The organism is Cryobacterium sp. TMT2-42-4, from assembly GCF_004402645.1.
GTDB lineage: Bacteria > Actinomycetota > Actinomycetes > Actinomycetales > Microbacteriaceae > Cryobacterium > Cryobacterium sandaracinum.
The window spans coordinates 61,122-76,246 of sequence record NZ_SOFT01000041.1 but is presented as its reverse complement, the minus strand read 5'-3'; the positions used below and the strand labels follow the sequence as shown (position 1 = coordinate 76,246).

General features: G+C 70.5%; 13 protein-coding genes and 1 tRNA gene. 3 read left to right on the top strand and 11 right to left on the bottom strand.

The features are described 5' to 3' along the window. Positions 1 to 30: 30 nt before the first annotated feature. From E3O18_RS13660 to E3O18_RS13645, 4 genes are read right to left on the bottom strand one after another with little or no spacing between them, the layout of a single operon-like run. A complete protein-coding gene (locus tag E3O18_RS13660; protein WP_134393806.1) occupies positions 31 to 1,131 on the bottom strand; it encodes an ABC transporter ATP-binding protein in 1,101 nt (366 codons plus the stop codon). Further along, positions 1,128 to 1,955, bottom strand: a complete 828-nt coding sequence (locus E3O18_RS13655) for an ABC transporter permease subunit (RefSeq protein ID WP_134418360.1) — start codon at positions 1,953 to 1,955, stop codon at positions 1,128 to 1,130. Before E3O18_RS13655 ends, E3O18_RS13660 begins: the two co-directional genes overlap by 4 nt. Continuing rightward, entirely contained in the window at positions 1,952 to 2,812 is an 861-nt protein-coding gene (locus E3O18_RS13650; RefSeq protein ID WP_134418361.1) for an ABC transporter permease subunit, read from the bottom strand. Before E3O18_RS13650 ends, E3O18_RS13655 begins: the two co-directional genes overlap by 4 nt. Further along, entirely contained in the window at positions 2,802 to 3,932 is a 1,131-nt protein-coding gene (locus tag E3O18_RS13645) for an ABC transporter substrate-binding protein (protein ID WP_134393807.1), read from the bottom strand. Before E3O18_RS13645 ends, E3O18_RS13650 begins: the two co-directional genes overlap by 11 nt. A 160-nt stretch (positions 3,933 to 4,092) precedes the next feature. Between E3O18_RS13645 and E3O18_RS13640 the strand changes: the two genes are divergently transcribed. After that, the gene (locus E3O18_RS13640; RefSeq protein ID WP_134397753.1) at positions 4,093 to 5,292 is read left to right on the top strand and encodes a crosslink repair DNA glycosylase YcaQ family protein; all 1,200 of its coding nucleotides are present in this window, start codon (positions 4,093 to 4,095) and stop codon (positions 5,290 to 5,292) included. Positions 5,293 to 5,308: 16 nt separating this feature from the next. Here the strand turns inward: E3O18_RS13640 and E3O18_RS13635 are convergent, their stop codons facing one another. The 5 genes from E3O18_RS13635 to E3O18_RS13615 all read right to left on the bottom strand — a co-directional run bounded on the left by E3O18_RS13635 (position 5,309) and on the right by E3O18_RS13615 (position 10,925). Further along, complete coding sequence (locus E3O18_RS13635) at positions 5,309 to 6,196, bottom strand: M48 family metallopeptidase (protein ID WP_104170837.1); 888 nt, start codon at positions 6,194 to 6,196, stop codon at positions 5,309 to 5,311. 12 nt (positions 6,197 to 6,208) lie between these two features. Next, positions 6,209 to 6,775, bottom strand: a complete 567-nt coding sequence (locus tag E3O18_RS13630) for a LemA family protein (RefSeq protein ID WP_134418338.1) — start codon at positions 6,773 to 6,775, stop codon at positions 6,209 to 6,211. Between the two features lie 153 nt (positions 6,776 to 6,928). Beyond that, the gene (locus tag E3O18_RS13625) at positions 6,929 to 8,386 is read right to left on the bottom strand and encodes a family 1 glycosylhydrolase (RefSeq protein WP_134418337.1); all 1,458 of its coding nucleotides are present in this window, start codon (positions 8,384 to 8,386) and stop codon (positions 6,929 to 6,931) included. Next, entirely contained in the window at positions 8,383 to 9,696 is a 1,314-nt protein-coding gene (locus tag E3O18_RS13620; protein WP_134393811.1) for a D-arabinono-1,4-lactone oxidase, read from the bottom strand. Before E3O18_RS13620 ends, E3O18_RS13625 begins: the two co-directional genes overlap by 4 nt. Continuing rightward, entirely contained in the window at positions 9,693 to 10,925 is a 1,233-nt protein-coding gene (locus E3O18_RS13615) for an alanine racemase (RefSeq protein ID WP_134418336.1), read from the bottom strand. The genes E3O18_RS13620 and E3O18_RS13615 overlap by 4 nt, the downstream gene beginning before the upstream one ends. Before the next feature lie 219 nt (positions 10,926 to 11,144). Here E3O18_RS13615 and E3O18_RS13610 point away from each other — a divergent pair, with 219 nt between their 5' ends. Next, positions 11,145 to 13,316, top strand: coding sequence for a hypothetical protein (locus tag E3O18_RS13610; RefSeq protein ID WP_166784935.1), 2,172 nt, complete (start codon positions 11,145 to 11,147; stop codon positions 13,314 to 13,316). A gap of 69 nt (positions 13,317 to 13,385) precedes the next feature. On the opposite strand, the gene E3O18_RS16180 is transcribed toward E3O18_RS13610, so the two are convergent. Beyond that, a complete protein-coding gene (locus E3O18_RS16180) occupies positions 13,386 to 13,550 on the bottom strand; it encodes a hypothetical protein (protein ID WP_166784531.1) in 165 nt (54 codons plus the stop codon). Between the two features lie 119 nt (positions 13,551 to 13,669). Here E3O18_RS16180 and E3O18_RS13605 point away from each other — a divergent pair, with 119 nt between their 5' ends. Continuing rightward, a complete protein-coding gene (locus tag E3O18_RS13605) occupies positions 13,670 to 14,596 on the top strand; it encodes a Ppx/GppA phosphatase family protein (protein ID WP_134393814.1) in 927 nt (308 codons plus the stop codon). A 387-nt stretch (positions 14,597 to 14,983) separates the two neighbouring features. Here the strand turns inward: E3O18_RS13605 and E3O18_RS13600 are convergent. Continuing rightward, positions 14,984 to 15,059 (bottom strand) — tRNA-Leu (locus E3O18_RS13600). Positions 15,060 to 15,125 lie beyond the last annotated feature (66 nt).

The following is a 15,125-nucleotide window of genomic DNA, read 5'->3' as shown; positions in this document are numbered from 1 at the left end:
TGCTCGCCGCCTCAGGCCCCGGACCGGTCACTATGCCCGAGACGGGAGTGGGTCGACCGAGACGGGCGCGCCCGTGAACCGCACCAGGACCCGGTCCCCGGCCGACGGATGCAGCCGCGCGCCGTGCTGCACGACGAGCGACGCTCCGTCGTCCAGGCGCACCCTCGTGCGCCGGAGCGAGCCGTGGAAGCTCGACGAGAGCACGACCCCCGGTGCCCCCGCAGCGCCGAATTCGAGGTCTTCCGGCCGCACGGAGACGGACACAGCGCCATCCGCCTGCGAGGGGTCGAGCAGCGGCAGAGAGGCACCGTGAACCCGCGCGAACCCGTGGCGCACCACGCCGACCAGTCGATTGCTGAGCCCCACGAACTCCGCGATGAATGACGAGGCCGGCCGGGTATAGAGCTCTTCCGGTGCTCCGACCTGCTCGATGGAACCCGCCCGCATCACGGCGACGCGGTCGGCCACGGCGAGCGCCTCGTCCTGGTCGTGCGTGACGAACAGGGTCGTGATGCCCAGTTCGGTCTGGATGCGCCGGATCTCCTCGCGCAGCACCACCCGAACCTGGGCGTCAAGGGCCGACAATGGCTCGTCGAGCAGGAGCACCCGAGGCTCGGTGACGAGGGCGCGCGCCAGCGCCACGCGTTGCTGCTGACCGCCGGAGAGCTGGTGCGCGAAGCGGTCGTAGTGGGCGTCGAGCCCGACCAGGGCGAGGGCCACGGCCGCGCGGGCGCGCCGTTCCTCGCCACGGACCTTCCGCATGCGCAGGCCGAACTCGACGTTCTCACCCGCGCTGAGGTGCGGGAACAGCGAGTAGGACTGGAACACCATGCCCAGGTCGCGCCGGCTCGTCGGCAGTGTCGACACGTCGGCTCCGTCGATCAGGATGCTTCCGGCATCCGTGGATTCGAGCCCGGCCAATACCCGCAGCGCGGTGGTCTTGCCGCTGCCGCTCGGGCCGAGCAGGGCGACGAACTCGCCCGCGTGCAGGGTGAGATCGAAGCCATCCAGGGCACGATGGCCGGTGAAGTCCTTCACCACGCCCGCGAAGCGCACCGAGGCACCCGCCGGGGCGTTCGCCGCCGGACGGTCCCGGTTCTCATTCTGGGTCCGAAGCTGGTTCTGGTTCATAGCTGACCTCCGGTGGTGGGCCGTCGCCGACTGCCGGTGCGAACCGTGCCGAGACGCCCGATGACGAGCAAGAGCAGGAATGCGAAGGTGAGTGCGAGCAGAGACAGGATGACGGCCGTGTAGGGGTCAGCCTTGCTCACGACAACGAGCGCAGTCTGCAGGGTGATGCGGTTGAGCAGGGAGGCGATCGTGAATTCGCCGAGCACGACTGCGACCGAGATGAACGCGCCGGCGAGGATGCCGCGGCGCAGGTTCGGAATCAGTACCCGCACGAGCACGCTCACCCAGCCCGCGCCGAGCGTGCGGGCCGCCTCACTGAGCGTGCGCACGTCGACGCCGTCGAGGTTCGTCTGGATGGCCCGGTAGGCGAACGGGAGCACCGTGATGCCGTAGGCGAAGGCGAGGGTCCACACACCGCTGCCCAGCAGGCGGCCGAGCACCGAGTACACCGGGGCCAGGCCGACCACAAGGACGATGGCCGGGATGCTGATGGGCAGAATGCAGACGAACTCCATCACGCGGCGCAGGCGGGGAAACCGCAGGTGCACCAGCAGCAGGGTCGGCACCAGCAGCAGGAGAACGATCGAAACGGTGCCCACGGCCAGCCCGACCGAGTTCCCGAGCGCGACGAGCACCGAACGGTACGGGCCGGCGAAGCCACCCTGGAACAGGGCCGTCCAACGGGAGAGGTCGTGGCCGCCGGCGAGGCCGCGGCGCAGGGTGAACTCGACCATGGCGACGATGGGGATGGCGAAGAGGAGGCCGATGCTGCCGAGGATGAGGCCGCGCGCCATCCGGGTGGGGGTGTGCGCCACCGCCTTCATCGCTGCCACCGCGCCGCCCGTGCCTGCAAGGCCGAGTAGCCGGACATGACGACGAACATCACCAGGATCATGCCGAGCGCCAACGCCCCGGCGAGATTCTCCCGGCCGAGCAGGGTTTCACTGGTCAGGGCCGAGCGGATCTGCAGCGGAACGATCTGCGATCCCTGGCTGGTGAGCGCGGCGGCGGTCGCATAGGAGGAGAACGCGTTGGCGAAGAGCAGCAGCAGGCTGCCGAGAAACGAGGGCGCCAGCACCGGGAACGCGATCCGGAACCAGTAGGTGGCCCGGTTGCCGCCGAGGGTTGCGTTGGCCTCGGCCCAGTGCGGGTTGAGCGCCTGCAGGGCGGGCAGGAAGGTGATGATCATCAGGGGAACTTGAAAGTAGATGTAGGGCAGCACGAGGCCGGGAAGTTCGTAGAGCCATACCCCGTCGGCGAAGATGTCGACACCGAAGGTGTCGCGCAGGATCACGGTGACCAGACCCTGGATGCCGATGGTCGCCACGAACGCGAAGGCCAGCATGACGCCGCCGAACTGGGCGAGCACGCCGCTGAGGGAGTCCACGACGGCGCGGAGGGGGCCGTTCTCGCGCGCGCCGAGCAAGCCGTAGCAGGCAAGGGCACCGACGACCGCACCCACAACGGCGGTGAGTGCCGACAGTCCGAATGACGCGGCGAAGGCGTCTCTCACGACCGGGGTGCCCAGCGCGGCCACAGTCTCGAGAGTGAACACCCCGGACTCGTCGACGAAGCCGCTTCCGACGGCGATCAGGGTAGGAACAAGCAGGAAGAGCACCACATATGCCGCGAACGGCAGCAGCCCGAAGGCTGCCGCCGTGCCGCGCCGGCTACCGGACAGCTGCGGCCCACTTGGCGGCGAGGAGCGCGGCTCCCGCGGCGCTCTCCGCCTCGGAGGGGACGACCGTCTCGGCCGGGGCCGCCGGGAGTGCGGCGAAGAGCGCGGCGTCGATGGTGCCGGCCGCGGCCATCGCCTCGGCGCGAACGGGGCGGGCGCCGCCGGCGAGCCAGAGGTTCTGGCCCTCGTCGCTGTAGAGAAATTCCTGCCAGAGCCTGGCTGCGGCCGGGTTCGGGGCATCCTTGTTCACGGCCTGGTTGTAGTAGCCGGCATAACCGGTTCCCGGGAAGACGACGACCTCCCAGTTGCGCTCGCCGGCCAGACTGGTTCCGTAGCCCACGTTGAGGTAGTCCCAGTCGAAGACCACCGGGGTCTCACCCGACGCGATGGTCGCCGACGTCGGGTCGATCTTGACGAAGTTGCCGGCCTGGTTGAGCTCGTCGAAGAAGTCGATGCCGGCCTGGAAGTCGCCCACCTCGCTCCCGCTCTGCACGGTGGCCAGCCCGACGGCGGCGAACGCAGCCCCGGCCTGTGTCGGGTCGCCGTTGATCGCGACCTTGCCCGTGTACTCGGCGCCGAGCAGGTCACGCAGCTCGGTCGGCGCGGGAACGGCGTCGGGGTCGTAGCCGACCGCCAGGTAACCGCCGTAGTCGCCCGTGTACAGCCCGGAGGCCTCCTTGAGCGCATCCGGGATTTCGTCCCAGGCCGCCACCTGGTAGGGCGCGAAGCGATCGGTGCTGGACAGCGCCACCGCGAGGCCCAGGTCGAACACGTCGGGGGCGGTGTCCTGCCCGGCGAGGTTGTCCGCGGCCAGGATCTCCTCGGCGCTGGACGCGTCCGGCGAGGCCTCGGTGATGGTGATTTCCGGGTACTTCTCGGAAAATGCGTCAAGCACGGCGCCGTAGTTGGCCCAGTCCCGCGGCAGGGCGATCACGTTCAGAGCGCCTTCGGCCCGGGCCGCGTCCTCGAGGGCGGCCAGGTCGCCGAAGGCGGAGAGGCTGGTCGCGGAGGCGGCATCGACCCCCGTGGGTCCGGAACCGGCATCCGCGGCACCGGAGCAGGCGGACAGGCTCAGGGCGAGGGCGGTGGCCGCGGCCGCGGCCAGGATGCGCGTGGTGAACAAGATTCCTCCATCGGACCCGTGGCGGCCGCCGCGCGAAAACGCGGACGTGTGGAGCCGGGTAGCCGGTCAAGGCGAGGTTAGGAGCGGCCGTCGACCGTGAGGGGGTGCGCCGCTGAACATCGGGTGAATGCCGTCTGAAGCGTGCCACTAGGGTCGGAGAGTGGTGCAGACGATCTCCCCAGCCCTTGCCCGCCGGATCGCGCTCGGCGCGCAGGGCTTCGGCCGCCCGCCGACAGTGACGCCGGGCATCCGTCAGCTGGATGCCCTGGTGAACCGGCTCGGGCTGCTGCAGATCGACTCCGTGAACGTGTTCGAGCGCAGCCACTATATGCCGGCGTTCAGCCGACTCGGCGCCTACGACAAGGCGCAGCTGGACCGACTGACCTCGGGCCGCGAATCCCGGTTCACCGAGTACTGGGCGCACGAGGCGTCGTTCCTGCCGCGCGACGCCTGGCCGCTCTTCGGCTGGCGGATGCGCGAATTCCGGACCCGGTCGGCAACCGAGGCGTGGGCGCAGGGCAACCGGCCGATGCTCGACTGGCTGCTCGCCGAGCTTGCCGCCAACGGTCCCCTGCGCGCGAGCGCCATCGAGCACGACGCGAACCGCCGCAGCGGCCCGTGGTGGGGCTGGTCGGACGTGAAGACCGGGTTGGAGACCCTGTTCCGCTGGGGCGACGTGGCGATCTCGGGCCGGGAACGGTTCGAACGGGTCTACGGGCTGCCGGAGCAGGTGTTCCCGCGGGAGTTGCGGGAGCGAACGGTCGGCCGGGACGACGCGCACCGCGAGCTGGTGAGTCGCTCGGCGCGGGCGCACGGAATCGGTACGGGGAAGGACTTCGCCGACTACTTCCGGTTGCGCGGCCCGGCGACCCTGGCGGCCATCCACGACCTCGAGGATGCCGGCGAGCTCATCCCGGTCGAGGTGCCGGGCTGGGGTGCGGGCGGCGCACCGGGGGGCGCCTGGCTGCACCGCGACGCGCGGCTCCCCCGCCGGGTGGATGCCGCGGCCCTGCTGTCGCCGTTCGACCCGGTCGTCTGGGAACGGGCGCGCGCGTTGCGCCTGTTCGGATTCCACTACCGGATCGAGATCTACACGCCCGAACCGAAGCGGGTGTTCGGTTACTACTGCCTGCCCGTGCTGCTCGGCGACACGATCGTGGGCCGGGTCGACCTGAAGAACGACCGGCAGGCGCAGGTGCTGCGGGTGCGCGCGGCCTGGGCGGAGCCCGGCGCGCCATCGGACACGGCCGGACGCCTCGCAGCTGTTCTCAAGGAGGCCGCCGCCTGGCAGGGCCTGCCGCAGATCGAGGTGGAATCGCGCGGCAACCTCGCCGAGGCGTTGGCCGCCGAGCTGCGTTAGCGGCCGTCGAGGATGGTCAGAACTTGCGGCCCATCGTGTGCAGGCGCTCGACGCGCTCGGCGATCGGCGGGTGCGTGGCGAAGAGCTTGTCCATCACGCCGGGCTTGAGCGGGTCGGCGATCCAGAGGTGGGCCATCGAGGTATTCTGCTTCTTCATCGGGCGCCCGAAGGCCTCGAGCTTGCCGAGTGCGCTGGCCAGGGCGTCCGGATGCCGCGTGGTCAGGGCGGCCGTCGCATCCGCCAGGTATTCGCGCTGCCTCGACACCGCAAGCTGCACGATCGTGGCGATCAGGGGCGCCACGAGCATGGCGACGAGACCGACCACCATGATGACGGGGCTGCCATTGTTTTTGCTGTTCCGGCCAAAGAACGCCATTCGAAGGAAGATGTCCGAGATGAACCCGACGGCGACGACGAGGCCGAACACGACCATTGACAGGCGGATGTCGTAGTTGCGCACGTGGCCGAGCTCGTGCGCCATGACGCCCTCGAGCTCGGAGTCGGTCATGATCTCCAGCAGGCCGGTGGTGGCCGCGACGATCGCGTGTTCCGGGTCGCGCCCGGTGGCGAAGGCGTTCGGCGCCGGGTCGTTGATGACATAGATCGCGGGCATCGGCGTGCCGGTGGTGATTGAGAGGTTCTCGACGATGTTCCAGAGCCTCGGATTCTCCGATTGACTGGTGATGCGGATGCCGCCGCTCATCGCGATCGCCTGGCGACCGGCCACGAAGTACTGCACCACGGCGTACCCCGTGGCGAAGACGACCGTGAAAATCAGGATGCTGTAGTCACCGGGCGTGCTGTAGACCGCGTTGGCGAGCCAGCCGAGACCCGCGATGATGGCGATGAACAGGATGATGATGAAGACGGTGTTGCGCTTGTTGCGCGCAATAGCGCTGTACATGGCAGCCGTCCGCTAGAACTGAACGCGAGGCGGCTCCGCGATGGCGGCGGAGTCGGACACCTCGAAAAAGTCTCGCTGGGTGAACCCGAGGTTGCGGGCGATGAGGTTGTTGGGGAAGACCTGGATCTTCGTGTTCAATTCCCGAACGCCGCCGTTGAAGAACCGGCGTGAGGCCTGGATTTTGTCCTCCGTGTCGACGAGCTCGCCCTGCAACTGCAGGTAGTTCTGGCTGGCCTGCAGCTGCGGGTACGCCTCCGCTACGGCGAAGATGCTGCGCAGCGCGGTCTGCATGTGGTTCTCGGCGGCGGCGGCCTCGGCCGGACCCTGCGCGTTGAGCGACTCGGCCCGTGCCTTCGTGACGTTCTCGAAAACGGCCCGCTCGTGTGCCGCGTAGCCCTTGACCGTCTCGATCAGGTTCGGGATCAGGTCGGCCCGGCGCTTCATCTGAACGGTGATATCACTCCATGCCTCGTCCACGCGCACTTTGAGGGTGACGAGGGAGTTGTACGTGGCCCAGAGGTAAATCCCAATGATGACGACGAGTGCAACAACGATGAGGACCGGGATGAGCCATTCCATGGCAGCTTCTCCTTGAGGTGAGGCGGGGCGGGCAAGCAGGCCGCGGCGGCGTTTTTTACGACGCACGCACCATCATAACCGCGGGCCCTGGGGCTCACATGCGCTTCCCGACACACTCCAAGAAACGCGGCGATGACCGGCCCCACGCGACCGTCAGCGGGCGGAGAGCACCGTCTGCAGCCAGCGGTAGGAGGACTTGGGGGTGCGGGTGCGGGTGCCGCTCTGGAAGTCGACGTGCACGAGGCCGAACCGTTGGGTGTAGCCGGCCGTCCATTCGAAGCTGTCCAGCAGGGACCAGACCAGGTAGCCCTGCAGGGTGACCCCGTCGGCGATCCCGCCGGGGGCCGCCGCGGCGAGCGCCGCCGTGATGTGCTCGGCCAGGTAGTCGATCCGGGCCGGATCGTGCACGGCACCCCACGTGTCGGCGGCGTCGGGGAAGCTCGCTCCCCCGGCCGTGATGCAGACGGGCGGCAGGTTCTCCGCGTAGCGGTCGCGCAGTTCGCCGAGGGCCACACCGAGGTATTCGGGCGCGATGGCCGTGCCGGCGTTGGTCACGGGGAACTCGCGAAACGGGGTGACGTGGAAGGGAAAGGCCACGGGCTTCTCCGCCGGCCCGCTGGGCGGAGGCCCGTTCGGGGTCTTCGGGGCAGCGGCGCCGGCCTTGATCCGGCTCGGCTGGGAGTAACCCAGCCCGTAGAAGTCGAGCGGCTGGTGGATGGTGCGCAGGTCGTCCGGGTCGGTTTCCAGCAGCATCCGCATCGGCACCTGGTAGGGCTCCGGCGGTTCCGGGTAGCGGCCGAGCAGCACCGCGTCGGCGTAGACGCGATTGTGCAGCACGTCGAAGAGCGCGGCGGCGACCTCGTCGGCTTCGCGGCCGCTGGCGGCTTGCACGGGCGAGTGCACGTTGGAAATCCCGATCCGGCCGCGCACATCGGCGGCGCGCAGCCCCTGCACGGCGAGTCCGTGAGCAAGCAACTGGTGGTGCGCCGCCGGCAGGGCACCGAAGAGCCGGGCCTCCCCCGGGGCATCCGTTCCGAGGGCGTAGCCGTTGAGGGTCACCGTTGCGGGGTCGTTCAGGGTCAGCCAGGAGTCGATCCGGTCCCCGAACACCTCGCCGACCTGGTGGGCGTAGTCGCCGAACCGCATCGCGGTGTCTCGGTTCAGCCAGCCGCCGCGCAACCGCACCGGGGTGTCCCAGTGGAACAGGGTCGCCATCGGGCTGATCCCCGCGACCAGGAGCCCGTCGAGCAGCCGGTCGTAGAAGGCCAGGCCGGCCCGGCTGAGCGAGCCGCGGCCATCGGGCTGCAGCCGGGACCAGGCCAGGGAGAACCGATAGACGTCGACGCCCAGTTCGCGGAGCAGCGTGACGTCCTCGTCGAGCCGATTGAAGTGATCGGTCGAAACGGATGCGTTGGAGCCGTCACGGATGCGCCCGGCGGTGGCCGTGAACGGGTCCCAGCTCGACTCCCCGCGACCGCCGTCCCGGGCGCCACCCTCGATTTGGAACGCGGAGGTTGCCACGCCCAGGGTGAAGCCGTCGGGCAGCCGGTCGCCCAGTTCCCCCGCCCGGTGTTCCCAGGCGCGGGCGGCGGGGGTGTTGCTGTTGCTCATCGACCCAAAACTCTTTCCAGATAGCTGTTGCTGAAGCGGCGCTCCGGGTCAAGCCTGTCACGCACCGAAAGGAAGTCGTCGAAGTGCGGATAGTCGGTGCGGAGGGACGCCGCGTCCTGGTCGTGCATCTTGCCCCAGTGCGGACGCCCGCCGTGCGCGCGCATGATGGCCTCGACCGCCTGGAAATACGCCGCCGGGTCCTCCCGGTAGTACCGGTGCACGGCGATGTAGCCGGTCTCTCGGCCCGCGGCGGTGGACAGCCAGACGTCGTCGGCGGCGGCCGAGCGCACCTCGATCGGGAACGAGATGCGCCAACCCCGCGCCTCGATCAGCGCCCGCACCTCCCGCAGCGCGGCCGGTACCCGGACGCGCGGCACGGCATATTCCATTTCTTGAAAACGCACCGTGCGGTTCGTCAGGAACACGTGGTGCGAGACATCCGTGAATTCGCGTCTGCCGGTCAAGCGGGCGGCGAGTCGGTTGAATCCGGGGACTGTCGCCGGCGCCACGGCGCCCAGGGCGCAAATGCCGCGGTAGACCCCGTTCGCGAGCAGTTCGTCGTCGACGAAGCGGGCGACCTTGCCGAGCGGCGACCGGCCGGACTCCAGGGGCAGCCGGGTGTTGGTCTTGGTCAGGGCGGTCTCGGTGTGCGGGAACCAGAAGAACTCGTAGTGATCGCTGTGGTCGGTCCGGTCGAGGTAGTGCTCCAGGACCTCCGCGAGCGGCTCGGCCGCCTCCACCGCGTGCAGCAGGAACGCGGGCACGCACTGCAGGGTCACGTCCACCACGATTCCGAGCGCGCCGAGACCGAGCCGGGTCGCGGGCAGCAGCTCCGGGTTCTCCGTGGCGCTCACGCGCAGCAGGCTGCCGTCACCGACTACCAGGGTCAGCGCCACGATCTGGGTGGCCAGACCGCCGTACCGGCCGCCCGTGCCGTGCGTCCCGGTGGACGTGGCGCCGGAAATCGTCTGCCGGTCCACGTCGCCCAGGTTCGGCAGGGCCAGACCGTAGGGCCGCAGCAGCCGGGGCAGTTCGAACAGTCGGGTGCCCGCGGCCAGAGTGACCTGCCCGGCCACGGTGTCCACACCGATCAGCCCGGCGAGGTCAAACAGGTCAAGCTGCACCCCGGGCGCGAGCGCGATGCCCGAGAAGCTGTGCCCGGAGCCCACGGCCTTGACCCGAAGGCCCACCGCCCCGGCCGCCACCACGGCGCGCTGCACGGCGGCGACGCTCGACGGCCGCTCCACGCGCACCGGAGTCACCGCCTGGTTCCGGGCCCAGTTGCGCCACACCGCTCCGCTCGCACTCACAGAAAGGCCTTCCCCTCACCCCGGTAGGTCGGCAGGATGTCGACCACCTTTCCATTCTCGACCAGCGCGAACTCGTTCACGTGCTCGCTCAACTCCCCCGACTTGGTGTGCCGCGCCCAGACGCGGTCACCGACGCGGAGCCGGGCCGCACCCACACCGGTGAGCGGGGTCTGCACCTCACCGGCCATCTCCCGCGGCACCAGACCGAGGCCCTCCGGCCAGACCACGCGGGGCAGCCGGTCGGCCCCGGGCACGCCGGACGCGATCCAGCCGCCGCCGAGCAGCACGGCCGTGGCGGGGCGGGGCTTCCGCACCACCGTGAGGGCGACCGCGGCCGCAGGCGCGGGCCGGAAGCTCGCGAAATTGTCGAAGAGGTGGCCGCCGAAGAAGCCGCTGCCGACGGCAATGTCGGTGACGGATGCGTCGGCGCGCGTGCTCTCGACCGAGCCGGTTCCGCCCCCGTTCACGAACTCGAGGGGCGCGACCTCCCGCACCGCGGCGACGGCCGCGCTGCGCCGCTCCCTGAGCTCGCCAATGGACCGGCGCCGCACCCAGCGGGTGACCAGGCCCCGGATCGGTTTCCCGGCCGACCTGTCGCCGATCCCCGCCACCTGCGCCTCATAGGACATCACGCCGACGAGAACGAAGCCGGGGCGGGCGACGATGTCCTCAGCGAGCCGGCGGGCCTCGCCGGGGGTGTGCACGGGTGAACGCCAGACGCCCAGGTGGCCGAGCACGGGGGCGTCCCAGGCCGCGTCGAGTTCAAGGCAGACCCGGATCGGGGTCCGTCTGCCGGGCGGAAGCACGGCATCGATGAAGTCGAGGTGCGCGATCGAGTCGACCATCAGGGTGACCGCCCCGGCCAGCTCGGGCGAGCGGCCCAACGTGCGGATCGCGGACCGGTCGGCCGTGGGGTAGCCGACGACGACATCCGTCACCGTCTCAGCCAGCCAGAGCGCCTCCGCCAGGGTGTAGGCCAGCACACCCCGATAGCCGGGCATGGCCAGGATGGCCTCAAGCACGCCGCGCACCCGAATCGACTTCGACGCGACCCGGAGGGAGGTGCCGGCCGCGCGGTCCAGCAGGTCGTGCGCGTTGTGGCGCAGGGCACCCAGGTGCAGGGCGGCGACGGGGGCGTCCAGGTGCGCCGTCGCGGCCGTGAGCTCAGGCCAGAACAGCCCCGGCGTCTGCCACGGCCGGCCCGTGGGGCGGTGGGAGAGGTCGAGCATCAGCGCACCGCCTTCAGTAGCCGGGACCGAGGATACCCGGCGCGGTGACCCAGCCACAGCCGCCCCGTGCTCTTGCGCGGGGAAGCAGCAGCACGGATGTTCCAGCGCCAGTATGCCCTATGGCCCCCGCCGATCACGAATGGGTGTCGTCGCCGTCTAATTGGGTGTCGCACGTTGACTTTCGCGGCGCTGGCCCGTGAAATGGTCACAGGGGGAATCATGTTCGGGACACGTATGGCCGGTTCGGGCGGAACGCCCGGGCGTCGTCGTCGACGGTGGATGCCCGGCCCCCTGCCTCTGTTCGTCGCCCTGGTCGGCCTGCTTCTCCTCGGCGTACCGGGCGCGGCGTTCGCCGAACCGGCTGCCGCAGCCACGCCGACTCCCACGCCGACTCCCACAAGCGAGCGGGACGCCACGGCGGCGCCGGCGAACGCGCCGGCCATCGTCGGCCCACCGCCGGGCAGTTTCGTGGGCAGCGGAACCACCACCGTCTCCGGCACGGGCGAAGCCGGCCGGGAGATCCAGTTGCTCTCCCCCGTCGACGGTCAGGACCCGCTCTGCTTCGCCGTGGTCGACGGAGCCGGCCAGTGGAGTTGCGCCGCGGTTTCCCTGCCGAGCGGGCCATCCGTGCCGCTTCGCGTCGTCGTCACCGGAGCCGCCGACCTGACCGACGAGCACACGATCGCCGTGTTGTCCGCCCCCCGGGTGACGGGCGGTCCCACCGGTGGGAGCCTGACCAACGGCACGGTGCGCGGCACCGGCTATCCGGGGGCCTCCGTCGTCGTCACGGTGAGCGACGGCCCGCGCTGCACGGCCACCGCCGACGCCTCCGGCAACTGGTCGTGCACGTTCGCCGACGGCCTCGCCGGCGGGCAGGCCGAGGTCTCGGCCAGCCAGCAGACGAGCTACAGCAATCCCTCATGGTCCAATTCGAGCGCACCGGTCGACCTCGTCTTCGACCTCGACCGTCCGGGGCCGCCCACGCTGACCACGCCGGTGAGCGGCGCCCAGCTGCCGCTCACCGACGCCGGGTACACGGGAACCGGTGAAGAGGGTGCGACCGTGACCGTCTTCGCCGGGTCATATTCGGTCTGCAGCGCCGTCGTGGCATCCGGGTCGTGGAGTTGCTCGGCGGGCGGAGTCGCTGCCGGTACCTTCCGGGTGATCGCGGTGCAACTCGACCTGGCCGGCAACCTCGGCCCGGGCAGCCCCGGGGTGGACGTGCGCTACGGCGTCCCCACCCCTGCCCCCTCCGGCTCGACCGGCCCCGAGGCGACCGCCCCGTCCGCCGACGCCCCCGCCGCCCCACCGCCGGCCGAGGAGTCCGCACCGGCGGAAGCCCCGCCCGGCCCTGCAGCCCCGGCCTCGCCGGCACCGCAGGCGGACCGTCCGGCCGTGGCCCTGGCCACACCGCTGCCGGGCGGCTGGAACGACCCCACCCGGTTCGCCACGGCCGTGCTGCCACCGTGGTCGACCCCCGACCTCTCCTGGTTCCAGGCGGCGTTGCTGGCGCTCGGCGCCCTCCTGCTGTTATGCATCCCCGCGCGCCTCCTCGCCGGGACCGTGTTCCGGGCCACGGACGGCCGCCCACTCTGGCAGAGCATGCCGATCGCGGGCCGCAACCGGTCCCGCGAGGAATTCGAGACCGTTCCCGAACTACCTCTGAACCGGTGGCTGGTGGCCGGCGCCGCCGTGCTGGCCGCGGCCACCCTCGTCATGCTGTCCGGACCGGTCACCAGCCAGCCAGCCTACCTGCGGCTGCTCCTCGCCGTGGCGCTGGCCCTCCTCATCGTCAACGCGGTCGGAGCGCTCGTTCCGCTCTGGTGGAGCTCCCGCGTGTGGCGGACGAAGGCGTCCGTGACCTTCCTGCCCCGTTACCTGCTACTGGTCGCCCTGACCGCGTTGGCCTCCCGGGCTTTCGACGTTCACCCGGCGCTCGTCTTCGGGCTGCTCGGCAGCGTCACCGTGGCCCCCGAGGTGCTGACGCCGAGGCGCGGCCCACTCGCCGCCGTTCGGGCCGGCAGCCTGATCGGGCTGGCCGTGGTCGGCTGGCTGACGCTGGGCCTGCTGCCGGACGCGGACGGCTTCCTCAGCGCGCTGGCGGCCGAGATCATCAACAGTGTGGTGCTGGCCGCGATCGGTTCGGCAGCGCTGGTGCTGATCCCGATCGGACGCACCAGCGGACGGAGCATCCTCGCCTGGTCACCGCCGATCTGGGCGTGCCTGACCGTGCTCGCCTTCACGATCATGTTCGGAGTGCTGTCCCCGGCGGTGGAACTCTGGCACGAAGGTGGCAGCCTTAGCCTGTGGTGGGTGGCAGGCACTCTGTTCGCCGCCGTCAGCATCGGGGCCTGGGCCTGGCAGCGGTTCGTCACGCCCGCCCGAGTCTGAGCCTCGGCCACCTCGATGATTCCGCCGAGAGGGCGCGGGATCAGGCCCGCCGAGAGGTCGCACGGCCGGTCAGGCCCGACGGATCAGGCCGGCCTGCCGGCCGGCCGCGACGGCCGCCGTGCGTGAGGACACCCCGAGCTTCGGGTAGATGTGTGGCTGCCTGCTGCTCATGGTGGCGCTGCTGTTCGGCGTCTCGGCGCTGGCCGTCGGCGCATTCTTCACGGTCTGGAGCATTTAGAGGCACGCCCGCCTGCTCGCCGTGACGTCCACCCTGGTCGACGGCACCCTGACGACGAGCCGCCACAGCGTCACAGCGTCACGGCGCGTCCGCGGCGCACGCTATCGTCGAGAGCGTGCGCCTCGGAGTCCTTGATGTCGGTTCGAACACCGTCCACCTGCTGGTCGTCGACGCGCACGCAGGCGCCCAACCGGTGCCGATGGCCTCCGACAAGGCCGTGCTGCGCCTGATGCGCTACCTCACCCCCGAGGGCGCCATCACCGACGAGGGGTGCACCGCCGTGCTCGAGTCGGTGCGGAACGCGGCCGAGGTGGCCCGCCACCACCACGTCGACGACCTCCTGCCGTTCGCCACCTCCGCACTGCGTGAGGCCGTGAACGGGCCCGAACTGCTCGCCCGGGTCGAACGGGAAACCGGGGTCGCCCTGCAGGTCCTGTCCGGCGAGGACGAGGCCCGACTGACGTTCCTGGCCGTGCGGCGCTGGTACGGCTGGTCCGCCAGGGACATCCTGCTCTTCGACATCGGGGGCGGCTCCCTGGAGATCGCCGCCGGCGCGAACGAGGTGCCCGCGGTCGCGCTGTCGCTGCCGCTGGGTGCCGGCCGTTCCACCATCGGCTTCCTGCACAACGACCCGCCGCTGCCCGCGCAGGTCTCCGCCCTCCGCGAGCACGCCGCCGCCGTGCTCGCGGAAGCCCTGGTGGCGTTCGAGGGGCTCCCGGCGCCGCACCACGTCGTCGGTTCGTCCAAGACCATCCGCTCCCTGGCGAAACTGGCCGGCTCCACCACGGACGGTTTCGGGTCGGGCGAGCGGATGCAGCTGAGCCGCTCGCAGCTGAGCGACTGGGTCCCCCGACTGGCTCGGATCCCGGCTGAGGCGCGCCCGGCGCTGCCCGGCATCACCGCCGACCGCACCTTCCAGATCGTGGCCGGTGGCATTGTGCTCCACGCGGCGATGGCCGCGTTCGGGGTGACCGAGCTGGAAGTGTCGCCGTGGGCGCTCCGCGAGGGCATCATCCTGAGGTATCTGGACCACCTGGAGTAGCTGCCCCTGACCCATTCGACGGAGATTCTGCCGAGAATGGCGCGAAACGGGCTCCGAGGCCAAAATCTCCGTCGAATTGGTTCCGCACTCGGCCGTCTGAGCTCCAACCGGGTGGCGCCGAGGGAGCGCTCTGGTCGGCGCGGCGCCTTCGCCGTGGTGATCACTTCCAGAAGAAGAAGCGGCTGATGTCCCACGTTGCGTGCAGAATGCCCCTGACACCGTTCTCACGTCGGGGAATGGCACGTGGCAGGAGGAATCGGCCGATTCACTCGCAGAGGGTAGCGCCACGAACCGGGCCGGACAGGCTGCCGCACAGGTCGAACGACGAGGCTCCGATGCTGCCGCCCGGACGGCGGGCGTCGGGCTGTGACGCTGTGACGTACCGTGTGGTGCCCCCGCTGGGGGTCGAACCCAGACTGTGACGATTTTAAGTCGTCTGCCTCTGCCATTGGGCTACGGGGGCGCGCCCGGTGAACCGAACGCCTCAAGCGTAGGGGCTGCGGGCGTCTTCGGTTTCTCCCGGTGACGC

Coding starts and splice junctions, on each gene's coding strand:
- E3O18_RS13635 (WP_104170837.1), bottom strand. CDS start 6,196: ATGTACAGCGCTATTGCGCGCAACAAGCGCAACACCGTCTTCATCATC.
- E3O18_RS13615 (WP_134418336.1), bottom strand. CDS start 10,925: ATGCTCGACCTCTCCCACCGCCCCACGGGCCGGCCGTGGCAGACGCCG.
- E3O18_RS13630 (WP_134418338.1), bottom strand. CDS start 6,775: ATGGAATGGCTCATCCCGGTCCTCATCGTTGTTGCACTCGTCGTCATC.
- E3O18_RS13655 (WP_134418360.1), bottom strand. CDS start 1,955: ATGAAGGCGGTGGCGCACACCCCCACCCGGATGGCGCGCGGCCTCATC.
- E3O18_RS13660 (WP_134393806.1), bottom strand. CDS start 1,131: ATGAACCAGAACCAGCTTCGGACCCAGAATGAGAACCGGGACCGTCCG.
- E3O18_RS13610 (WP_166784935.1), top strand. CDS start 11,145: ATGTTCGGGACACGTATGGCCGGTTCGGGCGGAACGCCCGGGCGTCGT.
- E3O18_RS16180 (WP_166784531.1), bottom strand. CDS start 13,550: ATGCTCCAGACCGTGAAGAATGCGCCGACGGCCAGCGCCGAGACGCCG.
- E3O18_RS13625 (WP_134418337.1), bottom strand. CDS start 8,386: ATGAGCAACAGCAACACCCCCGCCGCCCGCGCCTGGGAACACCGGGCG.